The organism is Gluconobacter sp. ESL1110, assembly GCF_058107395.1.
Genome location: NZ_JBYLUK010000007.1, coordinates 812,342 through 835,348, shown reverse-complemented (window position 1 = coordinate 835,348; position 23,007 = coordinate 812,342). Strand labels below are relative to the sequence as shown.

15 protein-coding genes, 3 tRNA genes and 4 pseudogenes are annotated in these 23,007 nt (G+C 56.4%); 13 read left to right on the top strand and 9 right to left on the bottom strand.

Features of this window, described 5'->3' with window-relative positions:
* Positions 1-121 precede the first annotated feature (121 nt).
* From AC3B6F_RS07975 to AC3B6F_RS07960, 4 genes and pseudogenes are all read left to right on the top strand, one after another.
* The gene (locus tag AC3B6F_RS07975; RefSeq protein ID WP_489823922.1) at positions 122-2,311 is read left to right on the top strand and encodes a TonB-dependent siderophore receptor; all 2,190 of its coding nucleotides are present in this window, start codon (positions 122-124) and stop codon (positions 2,309-2,311) included.
* A 66-nt stretch (positions 2,312-2,377) separates the two neighbouring features.
* Positions 2,378-3,595 carry a UbiH/UbiF/VisC/COQ6 family ubiquinone biosynthesis hydroxylase gene (locus AC3B6F_RS07970; protein WP_489823921.1) on the top strand — a complete coding sequence of 406 codons (1,218 nt, stop codon included), beginning with the start codon at positions 2,378-2,380 and terminating at the stop codon, positions 3,593-3,595.
* Complete coding sequence (cysE, locus tag AC3B6F_RS07965) at positions 3,592-4,371, top strand: serine O-acetyltransferase (protein ID WP_489823920.1); 780 nt, start codon at positions 3,592-3,594, stop codon at positions 4,369-4,371. Before AC3B6F_RS07970 ends, cysE begins: the two co-directional genes overlap by 4 nt.
* 244 nt (positions 4,372-4,615) lie before the next feature.
* Positions 4,616-7,547: pseudogene (locus tag AC3B6F_RS07960) on the top strand (TonB-dependent receptor domain-containing protein).
* Positions 7,548-7,666: 119 nt separating this feature from the next.
* Here AC3B6F_RS07960 and AC3B6F_RS07955 read toward each other — a convergent pair.
* A pseudogene (locus AC3B6F_RS07955) lies at positions 7,667-8,454 on the bottom strand (aldose epimerase family protein); the annotation flags it as partial.
* Positions 8,379-9,533: pseudogene (locus AC3B6F_RS07950) on the bottom strand (ATP-dependent DNA helicase); the annotation flags it as partial. The pseudogenes AC3B6F_RS07950 and AC3B6F_RS07955, both read right to left, overlap by 76 nt.
* On the opposite strand from AC3B6F_RS07950, the pseudogene AC3B6F_RS07945 reads away from it, so the two are divergent.
* Together AC3B6F_RS07945 and AC3B6F_RS07940 are read left to right on the top strand one after the other, a co-directional pair.
* Positions 9,504-10,188 (top strand): annotated as a pseudogene (locus AC3B6F_RS07945) (MlaA family lipoprotein). The pseudogenes AC3B6F_RS07950 and AC3B6F_RS07945 overlap by 30 nt on opposite strands.
* Positions 10,189-10,198: 10 nt before the next feature.
* On the top strand, positions 10,199-10,795 hold the full coding sequence (locus AC3B6F_RS07940) for an MlaC/ttg2D family ABC transporter substrate-binding protein (protein WP_010504167.1): 597 nt from the start codon (positions 10,199-10,201) through the stop codon (positions 10,793-10,795).
* 83 nt (positions 10,796-10,878) lie between these two features.
* Here the strand turns inward: AC3B6F_RS07940 and AC3B6F_RS07935 are convergent, their stop codons facing one another.
* The 4 genes from AC3B6F_RS07935 to AC3B6F_RS07920 form a co-directional block, all read right to left on the bottom strand.
* Positions 10,879-11,196: a pilus assembly protein N-terminal domain-containing protein gene (locus AC3B6F_RS07935; RefSeq protein WP_489823919.1), complete on the bottom strand. Its 318-nt coding sequence runs from the start codon at positions 11,194-11,196 to the stop codon at positions 10,879-10,881.
* 126 nt (positions 11,197-11,322) lie between these two features.
* Entirely contained in the window at positions 11,323-11,820 is a 498-nt protein-coding gene (locus AC3B6F_RS07930; protein ID WP_010504171.1) for a GNAT family N-acetyltransferase, read from the bottom strand.
* A gap of 74 nt (positions 11,821-11,894) precedes the next feature.
* A complete protein-coding gene (gene ettA, locus AC3B6F_RS07925; RefSeq protein ID WP_489823918.1) occupies positions 11,895-13,574 on the bottom strand; it encodes an energy-dependent translational throttle protein EttA in 1,680 nt (559 codons plus the stop codon).
* Positions 13,575-13,647: 73 nt separating this feature from the next.
* A tRNA-Ile gene (locus AC3B6F_RS07920) sits at positions 13,648-13,721 on the bottom strand.
* Positions 13,722-13,941: 220 nt separating this feature from the next.
* On the opposite strand from AC3B6F_RS07920, the gene AC3B6F_RS07915 reads away from it, so the two are divergent.
* The 4 genes from AC3B6F_RS07915 (at position 13,942) to AC3B6F_RS07900 (ending at position 18,997) form a co-directional block, all read left to right on the top strand.
* Positions 13,942-16,080 carry an FUSC family protein gene (locus AC3B6F_RS07915; RefSeq protein ID WP_489824011.1) on the top strand — a complete coding sequence of 713 codons (2,139 nt, stop codon included), beginning with the start codon at positions 13,942-13,944 and terminating at the stop codon, positions 16,078-16,080.
* A gap of 114 nt (positions 16,081-16,194) precedes the next feature.
* Entirely contained in the window at positions 16,195-16,596 is a 402-nt protein-coding gene (locus AC3B6F_RS07910) for a hypothetical protein (protein ID WP_010504177.1), read from the top strand.
* A 156-nt stretch (positions 16,597-16,752) separates the two neighbouring features.
* Complete coding sequence (ppa, locus tag AC3B6F_RS07905; RefSeq protein WP_010504179.1) at positions 16,753-17,274, top strand: inorganic diphosphatase; 522 nt, start codon at positions 16,753-16,755, stop codon at positions 17,272-17,274.
* Between the two features lie 190 nt (positions 17,275-17,464).
* A complete protein-coding gene (locus tag AC3B6F_RS07900) occupies positions 17,465-18,997 on the top strand; it encodes a carbohydrate porin (protein WP_489823917.1) in 1,533 nt (510 codons plus the stop codon).
* Between the two features lie 145 nt (positions 18,998-19,142).
* Here the strand turns inward: AC3B6F_RS07900 and AC3B6F_RS07895 are convergent.
* Positions 19,143-19,217 (bottom strand) — tRNA-Gly (locus tag AC3B6F_RS07895).
* A gap of 135 nt (positions 19,218-19,352) precedes the next feature.
* Positions 19,353-19,427: transfer RNA gene (locus AC3B6F_RS07890), tRNA-Gly, on the bottom strand.
* A 216-nt stretch (positions 19,428-19,643) separates the two neighbouring features.
* Here AC3B6F_RS07890 and AC3B6F_RS07885 point away from each other — a divergent pair.
* From AC3B6F_RS07885 to AC3B6F_RS07875, 3 genes are read left to right on the top strand one after another with little or no spacing between them, the layout of a single operon-like run.
* Positions 19,644-20,588: a tetratricopeptide repeat protein gene (locus tag AC3B6F_RS07885; protein WP_489823916.1), complete on the top strand. Its 945-nt coding sequence runs from the start codon at positions 19,644-19,646 to the stop codon at positions 20,586-20,588.
* A 4-nt stretch (positions 20,589-20,592) separates the two neighbouring features.
* Positions 20,593-21,273, top strand: a complete 681-nt coding sequence (locus tag AC3B6F_RS07880) for an LON peptidase substrate-binding domain-containing protein (RefSeq protein ID WP_010503568.1) — start codon at positions 20,593-20,595, stop codon at positions 21,271-21,273.
* 2 nt (positions 21,274-21,275) lie between these two features.
* Positions 21,276-21,455, top strand: coding sequence for a Trm112 family protein (locus AC3B6F_RS07875; protein WP_010503567.1), 180 nt, complete (start codon positions 21,276-21,278; stop codon positions 21,453-21,455).
* On the opposite strand, the gene AC3B6F_RS07870 is transcribed toward AC3B6F_RS07875, so the two are convergent.
* Positions 21,452-22,981, bottom strand: a complete 1,530-nt coding sequence (locus tag AC3B6F_RS07870; protein ID WP_489823915.1) for a methyl-accepting chemotaxis protein — start codon at positions 22,979-22,981, stop codon at positions 21,452-21,454. The two genes, AC3B6F_RS07875 and AC3B6F_RS07870, sit on opposite strands and share 4 nt — an antisense overlap.
* Positions 22,982-23,007 lie beyond the last annotated feature (26 nt).

The following is a 23,007-nucleotide window of genomic DNA, read 5'->3' as shown; positions in this document are numbered from 1 at the left end:
ATTTATAAGAAGTTTTTAGTTTTATGTCGCAACAATATTTAAACACCGATCCGTGTTGATGTTTTATTCTATTGACGTAAGATTTGCGTAATTTCTAAAATTTACGATCCAGAGAAGTTTTATGGCGATCAACTCTCCTGTTTTGTCCTCCGTGCTGTCATTCGCCCTTCTTATGTCCGGCACCTCCGCCACAGCGTGGGCCGCGACACAGGATGAACCCTCCAAGACGAACAACAAGTCCCTTAACCCCTCCCGCCACCACACGCAGAGATCGCGCCATACATCTTTCGGATCCGTGAAAGACGGAGGGGATGAAAACCTCACGGTGCGCGGCCATACCCACACCGTGAATGGGGGTGCATTGGGGACCAAGCGCGTTCTGGATACACCGTTCTCAATCAGAACCGTTACCGCAGCAGAGCTTCAGGAACGGCAAGTCAAATCCCTCGCCCGCGTCTTTTCGCAGGACGCATCCGTCATTTCAAACGGCGACACGTATTCGTTCAATGCCTATTCCGTCACGGTCCGCGGCGTACCACTTGACGACTATAACGGCTACAAGATCAACGGCACGCCCTTCTTCATGACGACCGTGGAGCTACCGCTTGAATCCTTCGAGGCAGTACAGCTTCTCAAGGGGGCTTCCGGCTTCATGTATGGTTTCAATGCGCCAGGCGGCATCATCGACTTCCAAACCAAGAAACCAACCGACACACGCACGTTTTCCTTTGACGCAGGCTACAGTTCAGGCGCTGTAGGCAGCCAGCACATTGACACAGGCGGCCGCCTCTTCCGGAACGACATCGTCGGATACCGCCTCAACCTCACGCATGAAAATGGTGAAACCTACAGCGGCTCTCACGTCACCCGGTTCTCAGGGTCCCTGTCCACGGATGTACGCCTGGCTCCTAACCTTCTCTGGACGGCCGATGCCATTTATCAGGACCGCCAGGTCCGGGGTGGCGTACAGGACTTCTTTATTGATGACCCGTCTGCCTATGGCAGCAACCGCCTGCCCGATGCCATCAGCGGCCACAAAAACCTGACGGCCTCTCCTGCCAGCATGTTCACATCTCACACGCTGTTCGTTTCCACGGGACTACACTGGGACATCACGAAAAACTGGACCGCACGCATCGATTACAGCCACAGCATGGATTACCGCCGCTATCGCGGGGAGTGGATGTCTCTGCAAAACCAGGCCGGCGACTACAACACCTACATGAGCACCAATCCCGGAAGCTGGGCGCAGTACGATCAGGTACAGGCCATTCTGGAAGGGAAGTTTAGAACGGGCTTTATCCGACATGACTTCACAATGGGCGCTGCCTGGCAGGGCTTGAGCAAATATCTGCCTTATGATTCCGATTACGTTGATATCGGAGGACAAAACCTCTACGCGCCCGTCATCAGCCGTTCCTACAGCGGAAGCTGGAACACAGCGACTTACAACAATTACCGCTCCGATCAGGTTGGTCTTTTCGGAAGCGACACTCTGACGTTTGACAAACACTGGTCGTTGCTGGCGGGCATTCGCTTCACGGATTTCCACCAACTGACCTGGAAGGCTTCAGGCGCAAAAACCGCCCTGCGCACCACCCCTCTCACCCCGACAGCCGCGCTGATGTTCCATCCGTGGAAAGACACCACCATTTACGCCAGCTACGTTCAGGCACTGGAAAACGGTGGAACCGTCGGCGATACCTATAAAAACGCACGTGAAACTCTTCCGCCAATCCGTTCAGATCAGGTGGAAGTCGGTGCAAAAGTGGCCCGTGCCACCTGGGACCTGACAGGCGCGCTCTATCGCATCACACGGGGCGCGCAATACGCAAACGCTGACAACGTATACGTCTCGAATGGTACCGTCACATATCAGGGCGCAGAACTCAGCGGCCATGTGGATCTGCCGTTTGGCATTACTCTCACGGACAGTCTTGGCGCTGAAGGCGGGAAATACAGCAAGGCGGATGCGACCATCAAAGGGAACAAGATCGAGGGCATTCCGCTGTTCCAGAACGTGTTCCAGCTGACAGACCGTATCCCCGGCGTACCGGGTCTCTCAGCCACGGCGGAAGTTCACTATACCGCCTCCATGTGGGGCGATAGCTCCAATACCTACCACGTCCCAAGCTATACTCTGCTCAACCTGCGAGCCAGCTATCGCACCAACATCGGGCGCCACAAAGTGACCCTGCGTGCTGAACTCGATAACGCCACGAACCTTCATTACTGGGGCTTTCTGGCATCCGATTACTTCTTTGTCGGCACGCCACGGGCTGTTTTCCTGAACGCACGCTTCGATCTCTGATCTCCGCAAGCACTCCCTTCCCTCTTCCGCTCCCAACCTCACAGGAGTAGGACAGGGGGCAGGGAGATGAGCACAATGAAAAAGACACATTACGACCTGTGCATTAACGGAGCCGGACCGGTTGGAGCGACGCTCGCATGCCGTCTGGCCGCAGAGGGCGTAAGTGTTCTGCTGATTGACCGTGCGCCTCTCCCGGGCATGGAAGACCCCTCTCTGGACGGTCGCGCCTACGCCATTGCGGAAGGCTCACGTCAGATGCTTGAAGCAGCTGGCATCTGGGACAATCTGCCCGGCGTCTCCCAGCCCATCCGTGAAATCCGCGTGTCTGATGGCCGCCCGCATGAAGCCGCCTCTCCGCTCTTCCTGCATTTCGGCGTAGACGATGCACCGGAAGGCATGAATTTCGGCTGGATGGTCGAAGCCCGCGACTTGCGTGTCGCCATCAATCAGACGCTGGGACAGTATGAAACGCTGGATGTGCGTGCGCCCGATACCGGCACATTCACCTTCCATCCGGATCACGTCTCCATCCGTCTAGCCTCTGGCTCCACCGTTACGGCGAAACTTGCCATCGCCGCAGAAGGTCGCCGTTCACCCCTGCGCGAACAGGCCCGCATTGGCCTGACGAAAATTCCCTATCATCAGTACGGAATCGTCGCGACGATCGCGCACGAAAAGCCGCATGACGGCGTGGCTCTGGAACACTTTCTGCCAGAAGGCCCGTTCGCCCGCCTGCCCATGCCCGGCACACCGGAACACCCACACCGCTCCGCTATCGTCTGGGCAGAAGGCGAAGGTCGTGCACAGCGTTTCCATAGCCTCCCGCATGACGTCTTTGCACGGGAAATCAAGGCTCGCATGGGAGACGAGGATCTGGGCGCGATTACTCCCATCGGGCGCCGCTGGATCTATCCCCTCTCCGCGCAATACGCCCAGACCTACATCGCGCCCCGTCTGGCCCTTGTTGGAGATGCCGCACACGGTATTCACCCGATTGCTGGTCAGGGCCTGAACATCGGGTTTCGGGACGTCATTGCCCTTGCCGATCTGCTGATCGAAGCTCACAGCCATCGTGCCGATCCGGGCAGTCGCGACCTTCTGACGCGCTATCAGCGCCGAACGCGCCCCGGCAACATGGCCATGCTGGCTGCGACTGATATTCTTGAGCGTCTGTTCGGGAACGACAATCCACTCCTTCGGCGCGTGCGCGATCTGGGTATTGCAGGGGTGCATCGTTTTCCTCGTCTGAGACAGGCCTTTGTCCGTCGGGCGATGGGCGTATGAGCAGCACTCTTGACCTTCTGCAGCTCTGGCGCGACATGCAGTCTCAAGCTTGCAGTTGCCATGACCCGCTGATCCAGGATGTTTTTGCGACCAATATCGGGGATCATGCTGATTTCAGTTCAGCATTGGCCTCCCTTCTTGGGACAAAACTGGCAGACCGCTCAATTTCAGCCACGGCCCTCACACGCCTTGTTGCCTCCATCCTTCAGGAAGTTCCCGAAATCGCGGAAGCGGCCGCCGAAGACATTCTGGCCATCCGGGACCGGGACCCTGCCTGCCCGGACCTCGTCACACCATTCCTGTTCTTCAAGGGGTGGCAGGCTCTCCAGGCTCATCGGATCGCGCATTATCTCTGGCAGCAGAATCGCCGACATCTGGCCTATCATGTCCAGAGCCGAATCAATGAACTGTTCTCAATCGACATTCATCCCGCCGCTCAACTGGGGCGCCGTCTGAGTATCGATCATGGAACAGGCATTGTCATCGGTGAAACCTGCATCATCGAAGATGACGTCTCCCTGTTTCAGGGTGTCACCCTTGGCGGGACCGGAAAACTGAGTGGAAACCGGCACCCGATTGTCCGCCGAGGAGCCATGATTGGTTCGGGCGCCAAAGTTCTGGGCCGGCTCATCATTGGCGAGAACGCGCGCGTCGGGGCCGCTTCAGTGGTTCTGGAAGATATTCCCGCCAATGCCACAGCCGTCGGAAACCCCGCACGCATTCTCGGAACACCGAAAACTGCTGTCTCCGCAAACCCTGTCCACCCCGCCTCCTGACACAGACAGCAGGCAGGACTCCTGCCTGCACGTCGATATTGTTTCTGTATGAAACAAGATTGTTTCTATAATTAACGTTTTTAGTTACCAAGAAACAGAAAGTATAGTTTTGTTTTAGTTTGATGATATTTATGCAACAGCGTGATTAAAGGGCATCTGTTCCAGATATTTCCGGATAGACAAAGTTCTGAGACAAAAACATTACTTGGGGGATCTCAGAAATATAGTCTGACTGTGAGCCCACATGATTCTTCATCGACGCAGGGAGCTGCTTCTGTGCGCTTCCGTTCTCAGCATGGGACTGGACGCGACCGCATCCGCGAACGCACAGACCGCCACGAGCACGCATCACCGTGCGTCCTCTCATCGCACATCCTCACACGCCAAAACGGCTGCTAAAACAACAGCAGCAACACAGGCTCCCGTTGGTACGACGGCATCCGTTGCTTCCACCCCCGCAACACCAACCTTGAGCGCTCAGGTTAATCGTCGTCGTGCGGTTGCTTCTATTGATGCGGGCCGCTCTGAAAGCGTCGTTGTAACAGGGTCGGCCCTGAGCACGTCCAACAACCAGAACGCTAATCCGGTCCAGATCGTTACGAGCAAGCAGATCGAACAGACAGGCGCCACGACACTTGGCGATTATCTGCAACGTCTGCCCTCCATCGGATCGTCCGGAACAACGAACAGCCAGACCAACGGAACGGGCGGCGCCTCCTGCACCGACATCCGTAACCTTGGTCAGAACCGCGTTCTGGTTCTCGTTGACGGCAAGCGCGCCGCCATCAACGGCAACAACAGCTGCTTCGACATGAACACGATCAATGTTCATCAGATTGCCAGTGTTGAAATCCTGAAGGATGGTGGCTCCGAGCTTTATGGTGCCGATGCCGTTTCCGGCGTCATCAACATCAAGCTCAAGCACAACCTGAGCGATGGCAACATCACGGTTCGTGGTGGCATCACAGATGTTGGTGACGGCCAGACAGGTATGATCTCCGGCTACAAGGGCTGGAACTTCGATCATGGCAAAGGCAACGTAACCGTTACCGGTTCGTACATGACGCAAGGCGGTGTGCGTCAGAGCAATCGTTCCTGGGCCAATCCGGTGCAGGCCAATGACCCAGCCAGTGCTTCCAGCGTCACCTATGGTTCAAGCATTCCAACCGCAGGACGTTTCATCACGGATAGCGGAGATTATATCGCCATCGGAAGTGACTGAACGGCAACTTCACCAAACTGAGCGCTACAACTACGGCGATGACCAGTCCCTGACGAACAACCTGACAGATGCGACGCTCGGTTTCGATGCCCATTACGACATCAACGAGCATTTTACCCCTTATCTGAATTTCAATTACAGCCATCGCAACTCGTCAACAACGATGGCCCCGATGCCGGTTTCCGGCAGCATCTATCCGTCCACGCTCCCAACGACGCTTTATATCCCCGCTGATTATCCCGGAAACCCAACGGGCGAAGACGCAGTCATGTATAAACGCATGTCTGAATGGGGAAACCGTCGCAGCGAAACGGCATCTGATACCTATACCGGCATCGCAGGCGTCAAGGGTGCAATCACCCATGGCTGGAACTACGACCTGTCCTACACTTACGGCTGGAACCAGGTTATGTCCCAGACGTCCGGTGTTGGCAGCTACCCGGCGCTGCTGAATAGCTATGGGTTGGAGCCAACAAACTTCGGCGATCCAAACTCTGGCATGGCGTACAACCCGGGTCTGTGTGCTTCCACGCCAAACTGTGTGGCTGGAAGTCCGTTCTCCACGCTGTCTCCGGCTGCGGCACAATATTCCAACCTGAATACCACAACGCATGGTCATTATCAGCTTCGTGACCTGAATCTGCGTATCCATAACGATCATGTCGTCAAAATGCCGTGGGCAAACGGTGGTGATGTCGGTATTGCAATGGGTATGGAGCACCGTGGCGAGCAGTTGACCTACACGCCTGATCCGGCGATTCAGGCTGGAACGGCACTGACGAACCCGCAGGGTGTTACGTCTGGTGGCTTCAACGTGACGGAAGGCTATCTTGAAGGCAAAGCGCAACTTCTGAAGAATGCTTTTCTTGCCAAGGATCTTACCGTTGACGCGCAGGGCCGTTATTCGTCCTACAACACGTTCGGCGGTGTGAAAAACTGGAAGGCTTCCATCGACTGGGCGCCAACGCGTGACGTTCGTTTCCGTGGAACAATCGGAACATCCTTCCGCCAGCCTAACGTGAACGAACTTTATGGTGCGCAGTCCCTGAGCTATGAAACGGCGCTTGATCCCTGTGCTGGTGCCTCTAATCCGGTGGTCGTCGCGAGTTGCATGAGAGCAGGCGTTGCAAATCCGGGTACATTCAACCAGCAGGGTGCAGGACAGGTTGCTACTATTACCGGTGGTAATACAAAGCTGCGTCCAGAAGCAGGGCGTACCTACACCTTTGGTGCGGTTCTGACGCCGCGTTGGATCCCGGGTCTGTCCACTTCGGTGACGTTTTGGCACTACAACGTCAGTTCGACGGTTGGTTCTCTTTCGACGAACTATATCCTGAACAACTGCTATGATGGTACAAACACAGCGCTCTGCAATCTGGTTACCCGCTCTGCAAATGGTCAGATTTCTCAGGTTCTGGCCGTTGGTCAAAACCTAGGAACCATGAATACAAGTGGTATCGATTGGGATTTTGATTATCGGATCCGTCTGACTAGCATGGATTCCATCACTGTCAGCAATAACCTGCAGAACCTGGTCAATTTTTCCCAGCAGCAAACGCCAGGCGGGAAATACTATCACTATACTAACGCAATTTATTACCCAGGTGGTTCGTCTAACCCGCGTTGGCGTGACTATGCCTCAGCAACGTGGCAGCATGGGCGCTTCTCGTTCACCTATATGGCGAATTACACCGGTGGCCTGCACTACAATGACAGCTCATCGTTCATGCAGCTGTCTGATGGATATGGTCGTGTAAAGGCTCCTGCAATCGTACAGCAGGATATCGCTCTTGGTTATCGCTATAGCTCGTGGAACTTCACGGGTGGTATCAATAACATTGCGAATAAGGCGCCGACATTCTTCCCAGATGGTGGAACAAACACTGACACCTCGACTTATTCATCTTTCGTAATGGGTCGTAATTTTTGGTTGCAAATCAGCAAGGACTTCTAAGAGATTTCCTTGGTGCAATGTGAAAAACCGCCGCTCCGAAAGGTGCGGCGGTTTTTTTATTTCAAGTACAGTATCTGGGAGCTTTTTCTCGCCGGGAAAATTGAGTGAATGCGAGATGGTCAGGAAAGGTCGTGTGCTGTCGTCGGGAAAGACGGATGGTTCGGACTATCGGGATAGTGCTCAGCCTCGAACGCAACAGCATCGGTCTGACGATAAGCCCGACCAGAAATGCCAGCATAACCACCATCCAGCGAGTTGGACGTATAGACCTGAAGACCCGGCTGGTTCGTCAGGATTTCCATGCTGCGACCAGAGCGGGGATCATAAACCTTGCCCGCAAGGCGCGGAGCCTGACCGTAAGCGCCGTTAACAACCCAGTTCATGTCATAGCCGCGGGCATACATCATCTGCTGATCGTTGCTGCGCAGACGGTCCCCAATAGCGGTCGGCTTGCTGAAGTCCACCAGGGTTGCGTTATCCATTGCATCCACATGCTGGGCGTAGAGAGGGAAGCCCTGTGTTTCCAGCGGTTCGCTAATGCGTTTGTGGACTTCTCGCAGTCTTCGGCGTGAAGCTGTCCGCATTCAGCTGAAGGATTTCCGGCTCGATGCTGCCCGAGCCTTCGCCATTCAGGTTCCAGTAGCGCGCGTCTGCTTTGCGTAGTCAAACGGACTCGTCGGCGATGCCCGGATTGGCGGCTTCATGAAATGCGTGGCGCCCAGGCATCATCGTTACCCAATGTGTAAGTGATGTGCGTCGTCAGAGTACCAGGAAAGCCCTGATCGCCGTTAGGGCTGACCAGCTTGAGGGTCACATACGCGCCAGAGCCGTTGGTTCCAGCCAGTGTCGATACAGCCCAACGTCGTGGTCCCCTTGCGCGGCCCGGGTTCGGGGCAATCGCTCGGTGCGAATGAAGTCGATGTGGACGGGTGTGATGTCAGTTTCCGGAGGTGTTTGCAGGGCGTCCAGCATCCCTACCCATCCTGTCACGCGACTAATGGCGCGACGATGAAGTGTACGAATGAAGGCTTCGATCCGCTGGCGCGTTGGGGCTTCCATTTCGGGATCGTCTTCGACCTGGGCTTCAAGCCGCTTGGTCAGAATGATAAGCGGCTCTTGCAGGCGCCGGAGCGCACAAGAAAGATCTTCAGCAGTTTTTCGGACGGTATCATTTGTCGGGTGAAGATCGCACTCCGTAGAGATGTATCCGGTCTCATGCTGCGGGTTCTGGGATCTGCGGGCTTTAAGTTGCTGATCCAGTGCCTGAAGGAACAGTTCCGCAGGATTGTCGAGTTCGGGTTCCTCCAGTGGCAGAAGGGATGGAGTGTCCTCTTCGGCAAGAGGAGCGTCCGGGCCACTTTTCAGTCGCGTGCTCCAACCGGGGGCGGGAAGAGCGCGTGCAGCTTGCAGGACGGCATGAAGCGGGGCGTCAATAGCAGGGATGCGTTCGACAAGATCATCCAGTCGTCTCAAAAGCCCTCGCGCACGCGATCGGCTACCTTCCGCACCCAGAAGCCATCGTCTCAGTTCGGCGGCTTCTAGGCCTGAGAGAACGGTTGCAAAAGCACTATCGGCGGCTTCTGGAACATGATGGCCTTCGTCAAAAACATAGCGCGTGGGCGCCGCGTCTTCGTCCGGCAGCCCCGGAGGAGCCAAGGAGGCCCAGGCAGCCTGAGACATGACGAGGGCGTGATTGGCCACAACCAGATCGGCTTGTCTTGCCCGGCGGATACCGTGTTCCACGAAGCAGGCCTGATAGTGCGGGCAGGCAGCATGGATACACTCGCCACGTCGATCAGCCACGCCGTAGAGCGTGCCGTGTCCGAAGAGTTCCCCGAACCAGCCCGGAAGATCGCCACCCATCAGATCGCCATCGCGGCTGGCCTCTGCCCAGCGGGCAAGAAGGGCGAGGGGCAGGAGGGCTGTTGCGCCGTCGTTTCCACGGGATGTGGCGGTATTGAGAAGATCTTCCATGTTCAGAAGGCTGCCAACGATCCATACGAACCGTTGAACCGGAAGATGTATAACGTCCAGATGTGGGCCTATCACGTCGCACTGCGCCCCGTGGCCAAGGCCTGGGTCTGGGCCGTGCCGAAGCCGGTGCGTCACAGCATTTCCAATATCAATGAAACCTGGCGCCAGTGCCTGTTCCGGCTTCTGCTAAAACGACGTTGGGGAACCCAAGCCGAGGCTCAAAAGCGGATCGTTGCGCTTTACGATCAACATGAGTGCAGGTGTGGCCGGGTTCTTCGATGTTGCCAGTCTGGTGGGATACAAACAGCATGAGACGGATCCGGGCATGACCATGGGAACATGGGGCGTGCCGAGCGGGCCATATCTTTTCATTCCGTTCGTAGGCCCCAGCAACTTCCGCGATGGCGCAGGTTACGCGATCGGTCAGGCTCTGACCCCGATCAACTATGTGCCAAGAGGGTACGGGCTGCTGACATTCAACTGGGCTTATAATATTCTGGGCACGGTTGATGGCTTTGCCAACAGTGTGGATCAGATCGATCATCTGGAGCAGGACAGCCTTGATCCGTACTCTTACGTCCGCAGTGCGTGGCAGCAGAACCGCCAGAGCCAGATTGACGCCATGCAGAACGATCACCGCGCCACCACCCCAGACTGGTACAACTGAGGACAAACGCATGCTTAAAGCCCTTTCGCGCCGCGCCCTGTTTGGTGCACTTGCTGCAACCCTCACGTTCGGGGCCGGTGTCGCACACGCTAACCCGGCAACAGATTTCGTGAATTCCTTCGGCGGCCAGCTGGTCAGCATCGTCAATTCCAGCAAGCCACTGGCTGAGAAAAAGCGTGAAGTTCTCCCGCTGCTTCAGTCCAACGTCGATATTCAGGGCATCGCCCGATACTGCCTCGGCCGCTACTGGCGCACGGCAACACCGGCCCAGCAGCAGAAATACCTGCAGCTCTTCGATCAGGTTCTGGTCAACACCATCACGGACCAGATCGGCAACTATCAGGGCGTCAGCTTCCGTGTGACAGGCTCCACCCCGACACCGGATGGTGAGCGCGTCAATGCTCTCATCGACCGTCCAGGCCAGCCTGAAGTCAACATGCAGCTTATCATTGGCGGAAACCCGTCAAAGGTTGTGGACATGTATGGTGAAGGCGCCAGCCTGCGCATGAACCAGCGTGGCGACTACAGCTCCTACCTTTCCCGCCATGGCGGCGATGTCGGCGCTCTGAACACCGCACTGGAGCATCAGCTCAACAATCACCACTGATAAAACCGTCTGCGGACAGGACATCATAAAAAAGGCCTCCCGTTTCGGAGGCCTTTTTTATGCTCGTACCCTAAAGCCCCCAGTTAACGAACGGGACGCTTCACGACAGTCACATGGAAACGGTAAATCGTGTCTTTTCCCGTAAAAAGAACATCGGTCTGCCCTTCATGATGCGCCAGAATTTCCGCAATTTTCTGGGACACGAGATTGACGTGTAAAACGTCGGGCAAACTCAGGGTCGCGGTTTGCAGCTCAGGTGGGAGGGCAACAATTTCTGTCCCACCAACGGGCAGCACAAGCGTACGATCAATAATGTGCATCCCCCCAACAACGCTCTCGGCAGGCTTGACCGCACCCGCTTGAGCCATCGCTGTCCCCGCACTCGCCGCAACGGCCAACACAAACGCTATTTTCCGTATATTTTTCAAAAATTCGGCCACATCACATTCCTCAATGAATACTTTCGTATTGCTTGAGACGGTAGTGCCTGTGGAGCCGGGAAACAAATGCTGTCTCCCTGCCCCGTGTCAGCCGGACGTTATTTCGTAGAGAAACATCGTATTGCCATCGCGTTCGAACGTATCGACATGCCGCATGCCGATACTGCCAAGCACAACACGGGAGGCCAGATTGTCTTCCTTGGCCACAGCCACAATACGTGGCTCTCCTTCATCCAGAACATACCGGATTGCAGCAGCTGCCGCCTCGCGCGCGAGCCCCCGTCCGGCAGCCCATGGAAAAATGGAAAATCTCAGCCCAAGGCCACGACCATCCGGACGTTCATGAACGCCCGTCATCCCAACGAAGCGTCCATTCTCACGGATGGCAAAAATACCAATACGGCGCCTAGCCCAGAACGCAACGTCCTCAGCCATTTCCTGTTCCGTATCAAAGCGGCTTCGCACGCCGCCAAGCATCTGCCCGAAAGCACCGGCATCAGCCTTGAGAGCAATCATATCCTCAAGATCCGGCCAGTTGACCGGAGTGAGAACCAGACGTGCAGTACGGAGTTCGCGCCCTAGCAAACGGGCCTCCTCAAACCGTCAGAAACCGGGACAGACTACCCTGCCCCGGTGACGAGCAAAAGGAACGGTCCGTCTTAGCGGGCCAGAGGGCGATACTTGATGCGGCTTGGCTCGGTCGCATCCGGTCCAAGACGGCGGCGCTTGTCTTCTTCGTAGTCCTGGAAGTTACCCTCGAACCACTCAACGTGACTGTCGCCCTCGAAAGCGAGGATATGCGTTGCCAGACGGTCAAGGAACCAGCGATCATGGGAGATGACCACGGCGCAGCCAGCGAAGTCTGCCAGAGCATCTTCGAGAGCACGCAGCGTATCAACGTCAAGATCGTTGGTCGGCTCATCGAGCAGCAGAACGTTGCTGTCTTTCTTGAGCATCTTGGCAAGATGAACGCGGTTCCGCTCACCACCCGACAGGATGCCGACACGCTTCTGCTGGTCAGAACCCTTGAAGTTGAACGCTCCCACATAGGCACGGGACGGGACCGTCCGCTTGCCAAGCTGAATAACGTCCGTACCCCCGGAAATCTCTTCCCAGACGGTCTTGTTGGCATCCAGCGTATCGCGGGACTGGTCAACATAGCCAAGCTTCACGGTCTCGCCGATCTTCAGTGAGCCACCATCCGGCTTGTCCTGACCCGTGATCATCTTGAACAGCGTGGACTTACCCGCACCGTTCGGACCGATCACACCCACGATACCACCCGGCGGCAGCTTGAAGTTCAGGCCATCAATCAGCAGACGATCGCCAAAGCCCTTGGAGAGGTTCTCGGCCTCGATCACCGTACCGCCAAGGCGTGGACCCGGCGTGATAACGATATCCGCTGTACCACCAACCTTTTCAGAGTTGGCAGCCAGCATCTCTTCGTACTTGGTGATACGAGCCTGGCTCTTGGCCTGACGAGCCTTGGGAGAGCTGTTGATCCACTCCTGCTCGGCAGCAAGTGCACGCTGGCGGGAGCTCTCTTCCTTCTCTTCCTGGGCCAGACGCTTGCGCTTCTGTTCCAGCCAGGATGAGTAGTTGCCTTCAAACGGATAGCCACGACCACGCTCGAGTTCGAGAATCCAGTTCGTGACGTTATCCAGGAAGTAACGGTCATGGGTGATGACCATGACGGTGCCCTGATAATCACGCAGCGTCTTTTCGAGCCAGCTGACGCTCTCGGCATCAAGATGGTTGGTCGGCTCATCGAGCAGCAGGATGTCAGGCTTTTCCAGCAGCAGGCGGCACAGAGCCACACGGCGCTTCTCACCACCGGAAAGCTTGTCAACCGGGCTGTCGGCTGGCGGGCAACGCAGCGCATCCAGAGCGATTTCCAGCTTGCGGTCCAGCTCCCAGCCGTCGCCTGCGTCGATGATTTCCTGAAGCTCGGCCTGTTCGGCCAGCAGGTTTGTCATTTCTTCGTCGGACATCGGCTCTGCGAAGAGCATCGAAATCTCGTTGAAGCGATCAATGGCATGCTTGAGCTTGCCAAAACCAAGAGCGACGTTTTCACCGACCGTCAGCTTCTCGTCGAGCTTTGGTTCCTGCTCAAGATAACCGATCTTGACGCCCTCAGCAGCCCAGGCCTCGCCACCGAATTCCTTGTCGATCCCGGCCATCACCTTGAGCAGCGTGGACTTACCGGCACCGTTGACACCGAGAACACCGATCTTCACGCCCGGCAGGAAGGAGAGCGTGATGCCCTTGAAGACCTCACGTCCACCCGGATAGGCCTTTGTAAGATCCTTCATGACATAGACATACTGGTAGGCGGCCATGCGAGGTCTCCTGATCGGGGTGGAACGTGGAATGGGCGGCAACAGAGGGCACGCCAGACAGAATAAAACACCGTGCGCCCGGAGGGACTCGAACCCCCAACCAAGCCGTTATGAGCGGCCGGCTCTAACCAATTGAGCTACAGGCGCGCGGTTGCTGCACGAAATCGCTTACCTGACGCATTTTTGCAAGGCCTGACATGGCGAAATGTCTTTTTTTGCATTATGTGTCTAACGCCTTCCCGTCTCCGACAGGACTTTCCAGAGCCGCTGCCGCCGTTTCGAGATGGCACCTGCCGGCCTGTATTGCTCTGGGGGAAGACATCATGGAAGACACCCGACATCCTTTTGCCCGCTGGCAAAACCGGTGATATCCGCCAGCCCGGCGCTGCTTCTGCGCAAGCTGCGCTGGCTCTACGCTCCCGATCCGGTCATGGCCGGATACGCCCTCCGAACAACCCTGACATCCCTGCTGGCACTGGGAATCGCCCTAAAGATGGAACTCGGCAGCCCCCAATGGGCCGCCCTGACCGTCTGGATGGTGGCCCAAGGCACACGCGGGCGAAGTCTGGCCAAGGCAAAATGGCATCTGTTCGGCATGGTTCTGGGCGTGATCTCGGGGGTGGCCCTCGTCGCGGCCTGCCCACAGGCACCACTGATGTTCATCCTGCTTCTGGCAGCGGGAATCGGCCTGTTCTGCCTGATCGGGACCTTCATGCCCGGCCCGGCCTCCATGACCAATTACCGCATCCACGGCATGCGCGCGACCGGCTTCACCTACGCCATCGTTTCGCTGGATGGAATCGCCGACCCTCACCACATTTTCGAAATCGCCATGTCCCGCGCGACCTATATCGTGCTGGGCATTGTTCTTGAGGCTTCTGTCTCCGGGCTTTTCCAGCTCGGCCTGACAAAGCGGACCCGCCAGCAACTCTCCAGCACCTTCAGGGACACACTCAAACCAGCCCTGCTCACAATCGCCGATATTCTCATCGGGAAGGTCGATGCGCTGGAAACTATGCAGCCGGTCTTCACCCGTATCACCACACTCGGTGATCAGGTCGAGTTCGCAGAAGTCGAACTGGGCCGTCAGGATCACGCAGGCGATCACACCCGCGCTGCACTGGCGGACATTGCTGTTCTGCTGGCCAGAGCACTCGATCTGGCCACGCTCATGCACCTGCCCCTTAGTCAGGATGATGCTTTTCTTGAACAGGCAGAGTGCATCCGGGAGATGTTTCTAACCCTTCCAGACAGGCTTGAAAGAGCCGATCCCATGGAAGCGATCCTGGATGACCTGCGAACCCTCCGCCGGGACTGCCGCCGCCGCGTTGTCGAGTATTTTGGAACGAACCTCCCGGGAGCAGAGGATCGCGCGGCCATGTTACGCCACGGCATGCTGCAACAGGCCCTCGTGGAACTGATCGACGCCCTGCGTATGGCCCTTCGTCAGTTCGAGGCCAGCAGGAATCCACAGCCGCACGATCATTTCCATGAACCCATTCGATCCTATCGGGACTGGCGGCAGGCCATCGTCAACAGTCTGCGCTCCTCCGTGACGGTCTTCGGAGCCGGCGTGATCTGGATTGCGACGGCGTGGCCCAGCGGCCTGACATTCATCATGTTCGTCGCGATCGCATGCAGTCTGTTTTCCACACTCGAAAGACCGGCTCTGGCCACACAGGCTTTTCTGCACGGCGCCTGCTGTGCGGTTCTTGCCGGTGGCGTTCTCGACCTGCTCCTGCTCGGCAAACCTACCACCTTTGAAATGCTAGGCATGTGGTCCGGCGTCGCCATGATGCTGGGCGGACTCGCTTTCGCTTATCCTCCCCTGACGCTTCCGGCCGTGTCGTACAACCTGTTCCTGCCCATCATGCTTGACCCTTCGAACCAAGGACGAACGGACGAGATCGTCTATTTCAATACCGCCCTGCCGCTGGTTCTGGGTCTGCTCTACACGACATGGATGTATCGCGTGTTCCTGCCCTATGACCCCGCGCATCAGCGCTGGACCATGCGGGAAAACATTCTGCGGGATCTGCATCACATTGCGGATGGAAAAAATGACACCACACTGGATGTGATCGTCTCCCGCAACGTGGACCGTTTCGTCCGCCTCATGACCAACTCGGCAGATACCCCTTCCCCCGTCGTTCATGCCTACCTGCAAGGCATCCTGTCCGCCATGCGTGTCATGCTGAACCTGCTGCGTCTGCGGGCCATCAGTCATGACGCTGCCCTGAGTCCACGCGCCCATCAGGCCCTGAACCTCGTTCTGGCCCGCATGAGCCACTTCAGCGGCCGGTATCACGGCCATTATGGCCGAACCCTGCGTGCCACCCTGCTGGCCATCCAGCGCCTCAGAGACTGTGAAACAACCGAATCGCGTCCCAGACAGCGATTTATTCTGATCGCAGCCCTGACAGCCCTGGATGTGATTTCCACCGAGCTAACCACAAACCGTGTCTTCTTCGATGCCCGCTCTCCTTATCTTGACCCCACCTTTTGAATGCTCACGAAGAAATGTTCTGCAACGGGCTTTTCTTTTCACGCAAACGGGAGAAGTGTTCCGTTTCAACCGCGGGGTGCCGCGGAAGACAGGGTCTCAGAAAGGATACCGTCCATGTTTCGTCGTATCGTGCCCGCTCTTGGCCTCGTAGTTGGCCTCGGTATGGTTTCGTCGGCCGCTCTGGCACAGGAACAGTCACCGCCGCCACCGCCAGCCGTTCAGGGCACGCCAGGCAAGGATTTTACAGGCGTTTCTCCCGCTAACCTCGCAGGAATCATGAACTACTGCATCGAGCTGCAGTATCTGTCCTACGACGAAGGCAATCCGGCTCTGTATGGCCTGAGCGAGAAGTACAAGGCTACCGAACAGACAGTCGGCAATGACGACTATGCTCTTGGCACGGCTGGTTATTTCAACAGCAACGGCAAGCGCTATTATCTCGTGGCTTATACCAATGAAGATGACCGCCGCGCAGCCTGCCACAATGCGCTGAAGGCCGCCCAGCCACTTCTCTGAGCCCACTGATCTTCTAATCATTGGCTTTCCGTATGAACGCCCCGGCCTTACGCCGGGGCGTTCTGCGTTTCTGGGTGTTTTTCTTCCGCACTGGGCAGAAAGCTGAAGGACCGTTAATGTTCGTTCGTCTTAAAACCAGTTCAGGACATGAACATCATGGACGTTTCCAAGATCTCGCCCGGCAAGGACGTGCCGAACGACATTAACGTAGTTATCGAGATCCCGCAGGGGTCCCAGGTCAAGTACGAAGTGGACAAAGAAAGCGGTGCGATCTTCGTAGACCGTTTCCTGTTCACTCCTATGGCCTATCCGGCCGCCTACGGCTTTATTCCGGGCACACTCGCCGCTGACGGCGATCCTGCTGACGCCCTCGTGCTGGCTCCAGCCGCCGTTGTTCCGGGTGCCGTCATCCGTGCACGCCCGATCGGCATGCTGAAGATGGAAGATGAAAGCGGCCAGGATGAGAAAATCATCTGTGTTCCGCACGACAAAATCCACCCGCAGTTCACAGACGTAAAGTCCATCGATGATCTGCCGGAAATCACCCGCAAAGCCATCGAACACTTCTTCGAGCGTTACAAGGATCTTGAGCCGAACAAGTGGGTCAAGGTGACAGGTTGGGCCGGCAAGGAAGAAGCTGGTAAAGTGATCGAAGCAGCACTGGCCGCTGCAAAGTAATACGGATTTGTGATCCGTATTATACGGATCACAACTTCTTTCCTCTGGTACAAGCTGCATCTGTTCCTTAAAAACCACAGTTCGTATCATATGAACGTGATTTTTGAGATTTTTATCTCACAATGACTGTTCTTTATCCCCGATAAAGTGTTACGAAGATCTCGCAACCTGATACCCGAGGATAAGAGACTTGTCTCGCCTGCATCTCTATGCCGCAGCCTGTGCGGTTTCGCTTACGCCCGCCATCGCCGCTGCTGAAAGCACGGCCAAGGCTCCTCCCCCCGTAACGACCGTTGTCCAGTCAGCCCCTGGCAAGAAGGTCACGACAGTTCATGTCCTCGCGCCTATCACGGTGATGGACTGGCCTGATCAGAACTCGGAAAACCCCAGCGTCCGCGTTAATACACCACTCACCATTCTGTCCTTCGACAAGGAACAGGTTCCGCCGCTTCCAAAGCCTGAAGCGCTGCTGACCAACCCTTTCGGCTGGAATAAGTGGCTGCGTGATCGTGGTATTGCGCTAATGATGGACAATACTAACGAATATACTGGCGCCATTACCAAGCCAACACCTGGCTATGGACTGCGCCAGGGTAGCAGCAATGCTGGCCAGTACAGCCTTGAAAATGACATCGACTGGGAAAAGCTCGCCGGTATCCGTGGCTTTTCAACCCATGCTGTCGTTGTCGGCCGTTACGGTATTCCGGCCAGCCGCATGTTCGGTGACAACCTCAACCCCAGCTCCGAAATCTACGGTGCTGGCGGCAACGTGGTGGTCCACCTTGTCTATGCTTACGGCGAAGAAACACTCGGAAACGGCCATTTCGACGTTGCCGCAGGCCGTATTCCGTTCCTGAACGACTTCTCCGCCAACCCGCTGTACTGCAACTTCCAGAACAATGCCTTCTGCGGTAACCCCAAGGCATCGTCTGACAATACGACCCATTCGTCTTACCCAGACGCCGTCTGGGCAGCGCGTATCCGCGTCCGCCCGACCAAAAGTACCTACATCCAGACGGGTGTGTATTTCGCGCAGGCCGGCATCTACAACAACGTCCAGTACCGGACAGGCTTCAAATTCAACGGCGCCGATATCAACGGTCAGGCCGTGCCTGTTGAAGCAGGCTGGGAACCGCTGTTTGGCAAAGATCACCTGCCCGGCCACTACAAGGTCGGCTACGCGATCGACAATGCGCCTCACAAGGACAACTACTATGACATCAACGGCAATCCGTTCGTCATAACAGGCCTGCCACAGAGAACGGTAAACTACTCCTGGGCTGCATGGGCACTGGTGGACCAGATGGTGCTACGTCACCATACCCCGGGCAATCCGGATGCAGGCTTGATCGTTCTTGCCGGTTTCTATGCCAACAGCCCCCGCACGCAGACCCGTGCCCAGCAGTATGAAATCGGGTTTGTGGACAGTGGCTTCTGGAAGGCTCGTCCCCTGGACGGCATCGGCGTGAACTTTACCTATGTCCGCGTTGCTGGCAGCGTCTCAGACACGCAGCGCCTGCAGCTTGCCCGCGGCATGTCTCTCATGAATGGGTCCTACGGCATCCAGAACTACGGCGAAGTGCTTGAAGCGAACTACCGTATCCATGTGATGCGCGGCGTGACGTTCGCGCCTGACTTCCAGTACTACTTCCGCCCGGGTGGCCAGGCCGCCCTGCATGACGCAGCCATGCTAGGCTTCAAGAGCCACATCCAGTTCTTCTAAGCCCAAACGCTTTCCGAAGATCAGAAACAGCGGCCAGCAGGTTCTCCTGACTGGCCGTTTTTTTTGAACCTGATTGGAATGGTTTTCAGAAAACGGAATCATAGCTGAAAACGAAAAAAGACGCCCGAAGGCGTCTTTTTCAATCTGGAGCGGGTGATGGGATTCGAACCCACGACCCCAACCTTGGCAAGGTTGTGCTCTACCCCTGAGCTACACCCGCGTTCCGTGATGCGGCTTATGACGGAAACCGGCAGAGTCTGCAAGAGGGAAGACACTCTGAAAAGCATTTTCCTGATGAGAAAAATATCCAGCACTAGAAACGAAAAAAGACGCCCGAAGGCGTCTTTTTCAATACTGGAGCGGGTGATGGGATTCGAACCCACGACCCCAACCTTGGCAAGGTTGTGCTCTACCCCTGAGCTACACCCGCGTTCCGTGGGCGGTGTTATTACCGAACTTCGCAACCTGCGCAAGAGGGAAAACACATCAGGCAGACTAATTTTCCATTTCTTCCGATTCCATGGGGATCCCTCGCCTTTTCCTGAGCTATCCCAGCTTCCCTCAGCTCAAAGTCCTCTTGCACTGATCCCCATCAACCCCGATCTTTCGGAAAACCGGATTTCTCCAGCAGGATGGCCTCCTTTTCATGAGCAGCACTTTTGACGAACATCTGATCGGCCAGTCTCCATCACAGGGAACTCCCTCCCCTATCATTGACGCTGACCAGACGACTTTCATGGCTGATGTGGTTGAAGCCAGCCAGCAAACACCCATTCTGGTGGATTTCTGGGCTCCCTGGTGTGGCCCCTGCAAGCAGCTCACCCCTGTTCTTGAAAAAGTCATCCGCGCTGCGGCAGGGCGTGTCCGCCTTGTCAAAGTAGATGTCGAGGCCAACAAATCCCTCGCAGCCCAGCTTGCCCAGATGGGCCTCCCCTTGCAGTCGATTCCCCTTGTCGTCGCGTTCTGGAAAGGGCAGGTCCTCGATCTTTTCCAGGGTGTGCAGTCTGAAGGAGAGATCCGTCGTTTTGTTGAAACCCTGCTGAAGACAACGGGGGGCACAATGCCGTCCGCCGATCTTCTTGCAGAAGCCAAGAAAGCACTGATTGAAAACCTGCCAGCTGAAGCTGTAGAACTCTATGCACAGCTTCTGGACGTTGAGCCGGAAAACCCGGAAGCCTGGGGTGGCCTTCTGCGTTCGCTTCTGGCTCTGGATGAAATTGAAGGAGCGGAAGAAGCCTCCGGTCAGGTTCCGGCAAAGCTGGACGCTCACCCAGAAATCACAGGAGCCCGTGCTGCTCTGGCACTCAAGAAAGAAGGTGCCAAAGCCGCATCCGAACTGGACACGCTGTGCCAACAAGCCGAAGCTGATCCGTCAAACTTCGATATTGCTTTGAAACTGGCCGCCGCGATGAACGCTTCCGGTCAACGGGCTGAAGCCGCTGATCTTCTTCTCGAGATCATTCGCAAGAACCGCGACTGGAACGAGGGCGCCGCGAAGACCGAACTCCTGCGTTTCTTTGAAGCCTGGGGCCATACCGATCCCATAACCCTGTCCGCACGCCGCAAACTCTCCTCCCTCCTGTTCTCGTGAGCCTATGACCCGAACGCCTGATACATTCGTAGATCTCAGCGACATTCCCCGCAGGGTTCCGGCCCTGATGGACCTGACGCTGGCCGATCTTCCTCCCCGTGTCGGGCTTTTTCCCGTATCCGGAGCCATGCTGCTCCCGGGAGGGCAGCTCCCGCTGACCGTTTTTGAACCGCGCTACGTTGCCCTGCTGGAGGACGCGCTCGCCGAACGTCGGCTCATCGGAATGATCCAGCCGCAGGAAGACGACGAGGAAGACCCTCTTCCCGTCCTGCACGATATTGGCACCCTCGGACGCATCACCAGTTTCACGGAACACCCGGACGGGACATTCTCGGTCACCCTGCTGGGCGTGACCCGTTTCCGGCTTCTGATGGAAGGTCTGACGCGCCGGGGCTGGCGCGAAGGGGCGATCGACGCCTCTCCGTTTTTCTCTGATCTGGTGGAGAGTGACCCTTCTCCCATCAATCGTTCCAGACTTCTGAGCCGACTGAAAGACTACCTGACGGCCCACGAACTCCAGACGGACTGGTCCCTGATCGACGAGATGGATGACGAGATGCTTCTGGTTGTCCTACCCATGCTTGTCCCTTTCAGTCCCATACAGAAACAAGCGCTTCTTGAAGCAGGCACACTGGATGATCGTGCAGGGGTCTTGCTGGATCTTCTGGCAAAGGGCATGGAATAATCATGAACGCTGAACTTGACCCCCGCCTCCTGTCCCTTCTGGTCTGTCCGGTAACCAAAGGCCCCCTGACCTATGACCGGGACACACAGGAGCTTATCAGCCCCCGCGCGAAGCTGGCTTTTCCAATCCGGGATGGCATCCCCATCATGCTTCCAGAAGAAGCACGTCATCTTTCAGACTAAAACGCCAAACCGGTACGGGACTGTGACAAGGCAGATTGATCGTCACGAACCTTGAAGTTCATGACGATCTTCATCAGTTCTGCCGCATCCCCCACCAACTCCTGACTGGAACCGCTCATTTCCTGCACGATGGCTGCATTGGTCTTCGTGACGGCCTCCAGCTGGGTTGTGCTGGCGTTGATCTCCATGATCCTTAAGGCCTGCTCCTCCGCACCAGACGCAATCTCCCCAACAGCTTCTCCCAGACGACTGACAGATGTGGTGATATTCCCGAGCGCCGCACCAGTTTCATCGACCATTTTCACACCGCGTTCGACGTCTTCCATGCTGCTGCTAATGAGTTCCTTGATTTCGCGTGCAGCCGTTGTCGATCTCTGAGCCAAAGCTCGAATTTCCTGAGCCACAACAGCAAAACCACGGCCAGCATCCCCCGCTCTTGCAGCTTCGACGCCAGCATTCAAAGCAAGCAGATTTGTCTGAAATGCGATTTCATCAATAACACTGATGATCTGCACAATCTGGGTCGAGGACTCGGAAATTTTCGCCATCGCTTCAACCGTGCGATTAACAATTTCCGTGCCCTGCCCTGTTTCATTGCAACAGGCCTCTACTGTTTCGTCCGCCTGTCGGGCTTCTTCAGCCACCTCCTTCACGGAGGTCGTCAATTCCGTAATGTTGCGGGAAACTGTCCCCAGAGCCTGAACCTGTTCGGCAATCCGGCAGGCAACATCTTCCGATGAACTACTCAGTGTTCTTGCACGATGTTCGACCACCCCGGATGTAGACCGCACGGCATGAACGATATGGCTCAGACCGGCACAAGCATTCTGGAACGCACCACTCATCCGGGTTGTTTCGGTTTCCAGATCCGGATCAATTTCCTGCACCAGATCCCCTTTCGCCATCCGCTCCAGCGCATCGGCGAGGGCTTCAGACAGAGCGGTCAGACTCTCAGTCCGCTCTTTCTCAGCCCTTGATCGCTCCTGATCATCCATGTTCAGGGTATAGGTCTGAAGACCCAGTTCCATATCCAGCACCGCGGCTTTAATCAGGAGGCCTACCCTGCGCGTAGCCTCCTCAACAGGCAGAACGGGCTCGGCTTTTCGAAAAAGACGACGGAAAAATCCCTGTGGTGGCTGCGGCCATGCTTCACGCAGGAATCCCGAAACAATCCCCTCAAGCAGCAGCCCGTAGCTTCCAATATACCATTGAGGCTCCAGACCAATCCGGGCATGGGTGTTACCAATAGCCTTCGTGCTCTGAACATAATCAGGCCCGAAATCGCCATCTAGAATACGGCTCCAGTGCTTCTCCTGCTGAGTGCGGGCCGATTTCTGGTGAAGCGGATTGGAAAAGAACCGAGACAGGGCCGGGGTCTCATCAACCCGACGATAAAACCGATCCAGTGCAGGCCCAAGCGTCTGCCTCACCTGCTGGCCAATACGGCTGATCAGGGCTTTTTCCGCGGCGCCGATACCCAGAAAAGCAAGACGTTCTCTAATATCTGTCTCGACCTGATCGGGCATATTTGATCTCCAAGGCGTCGCTCGGT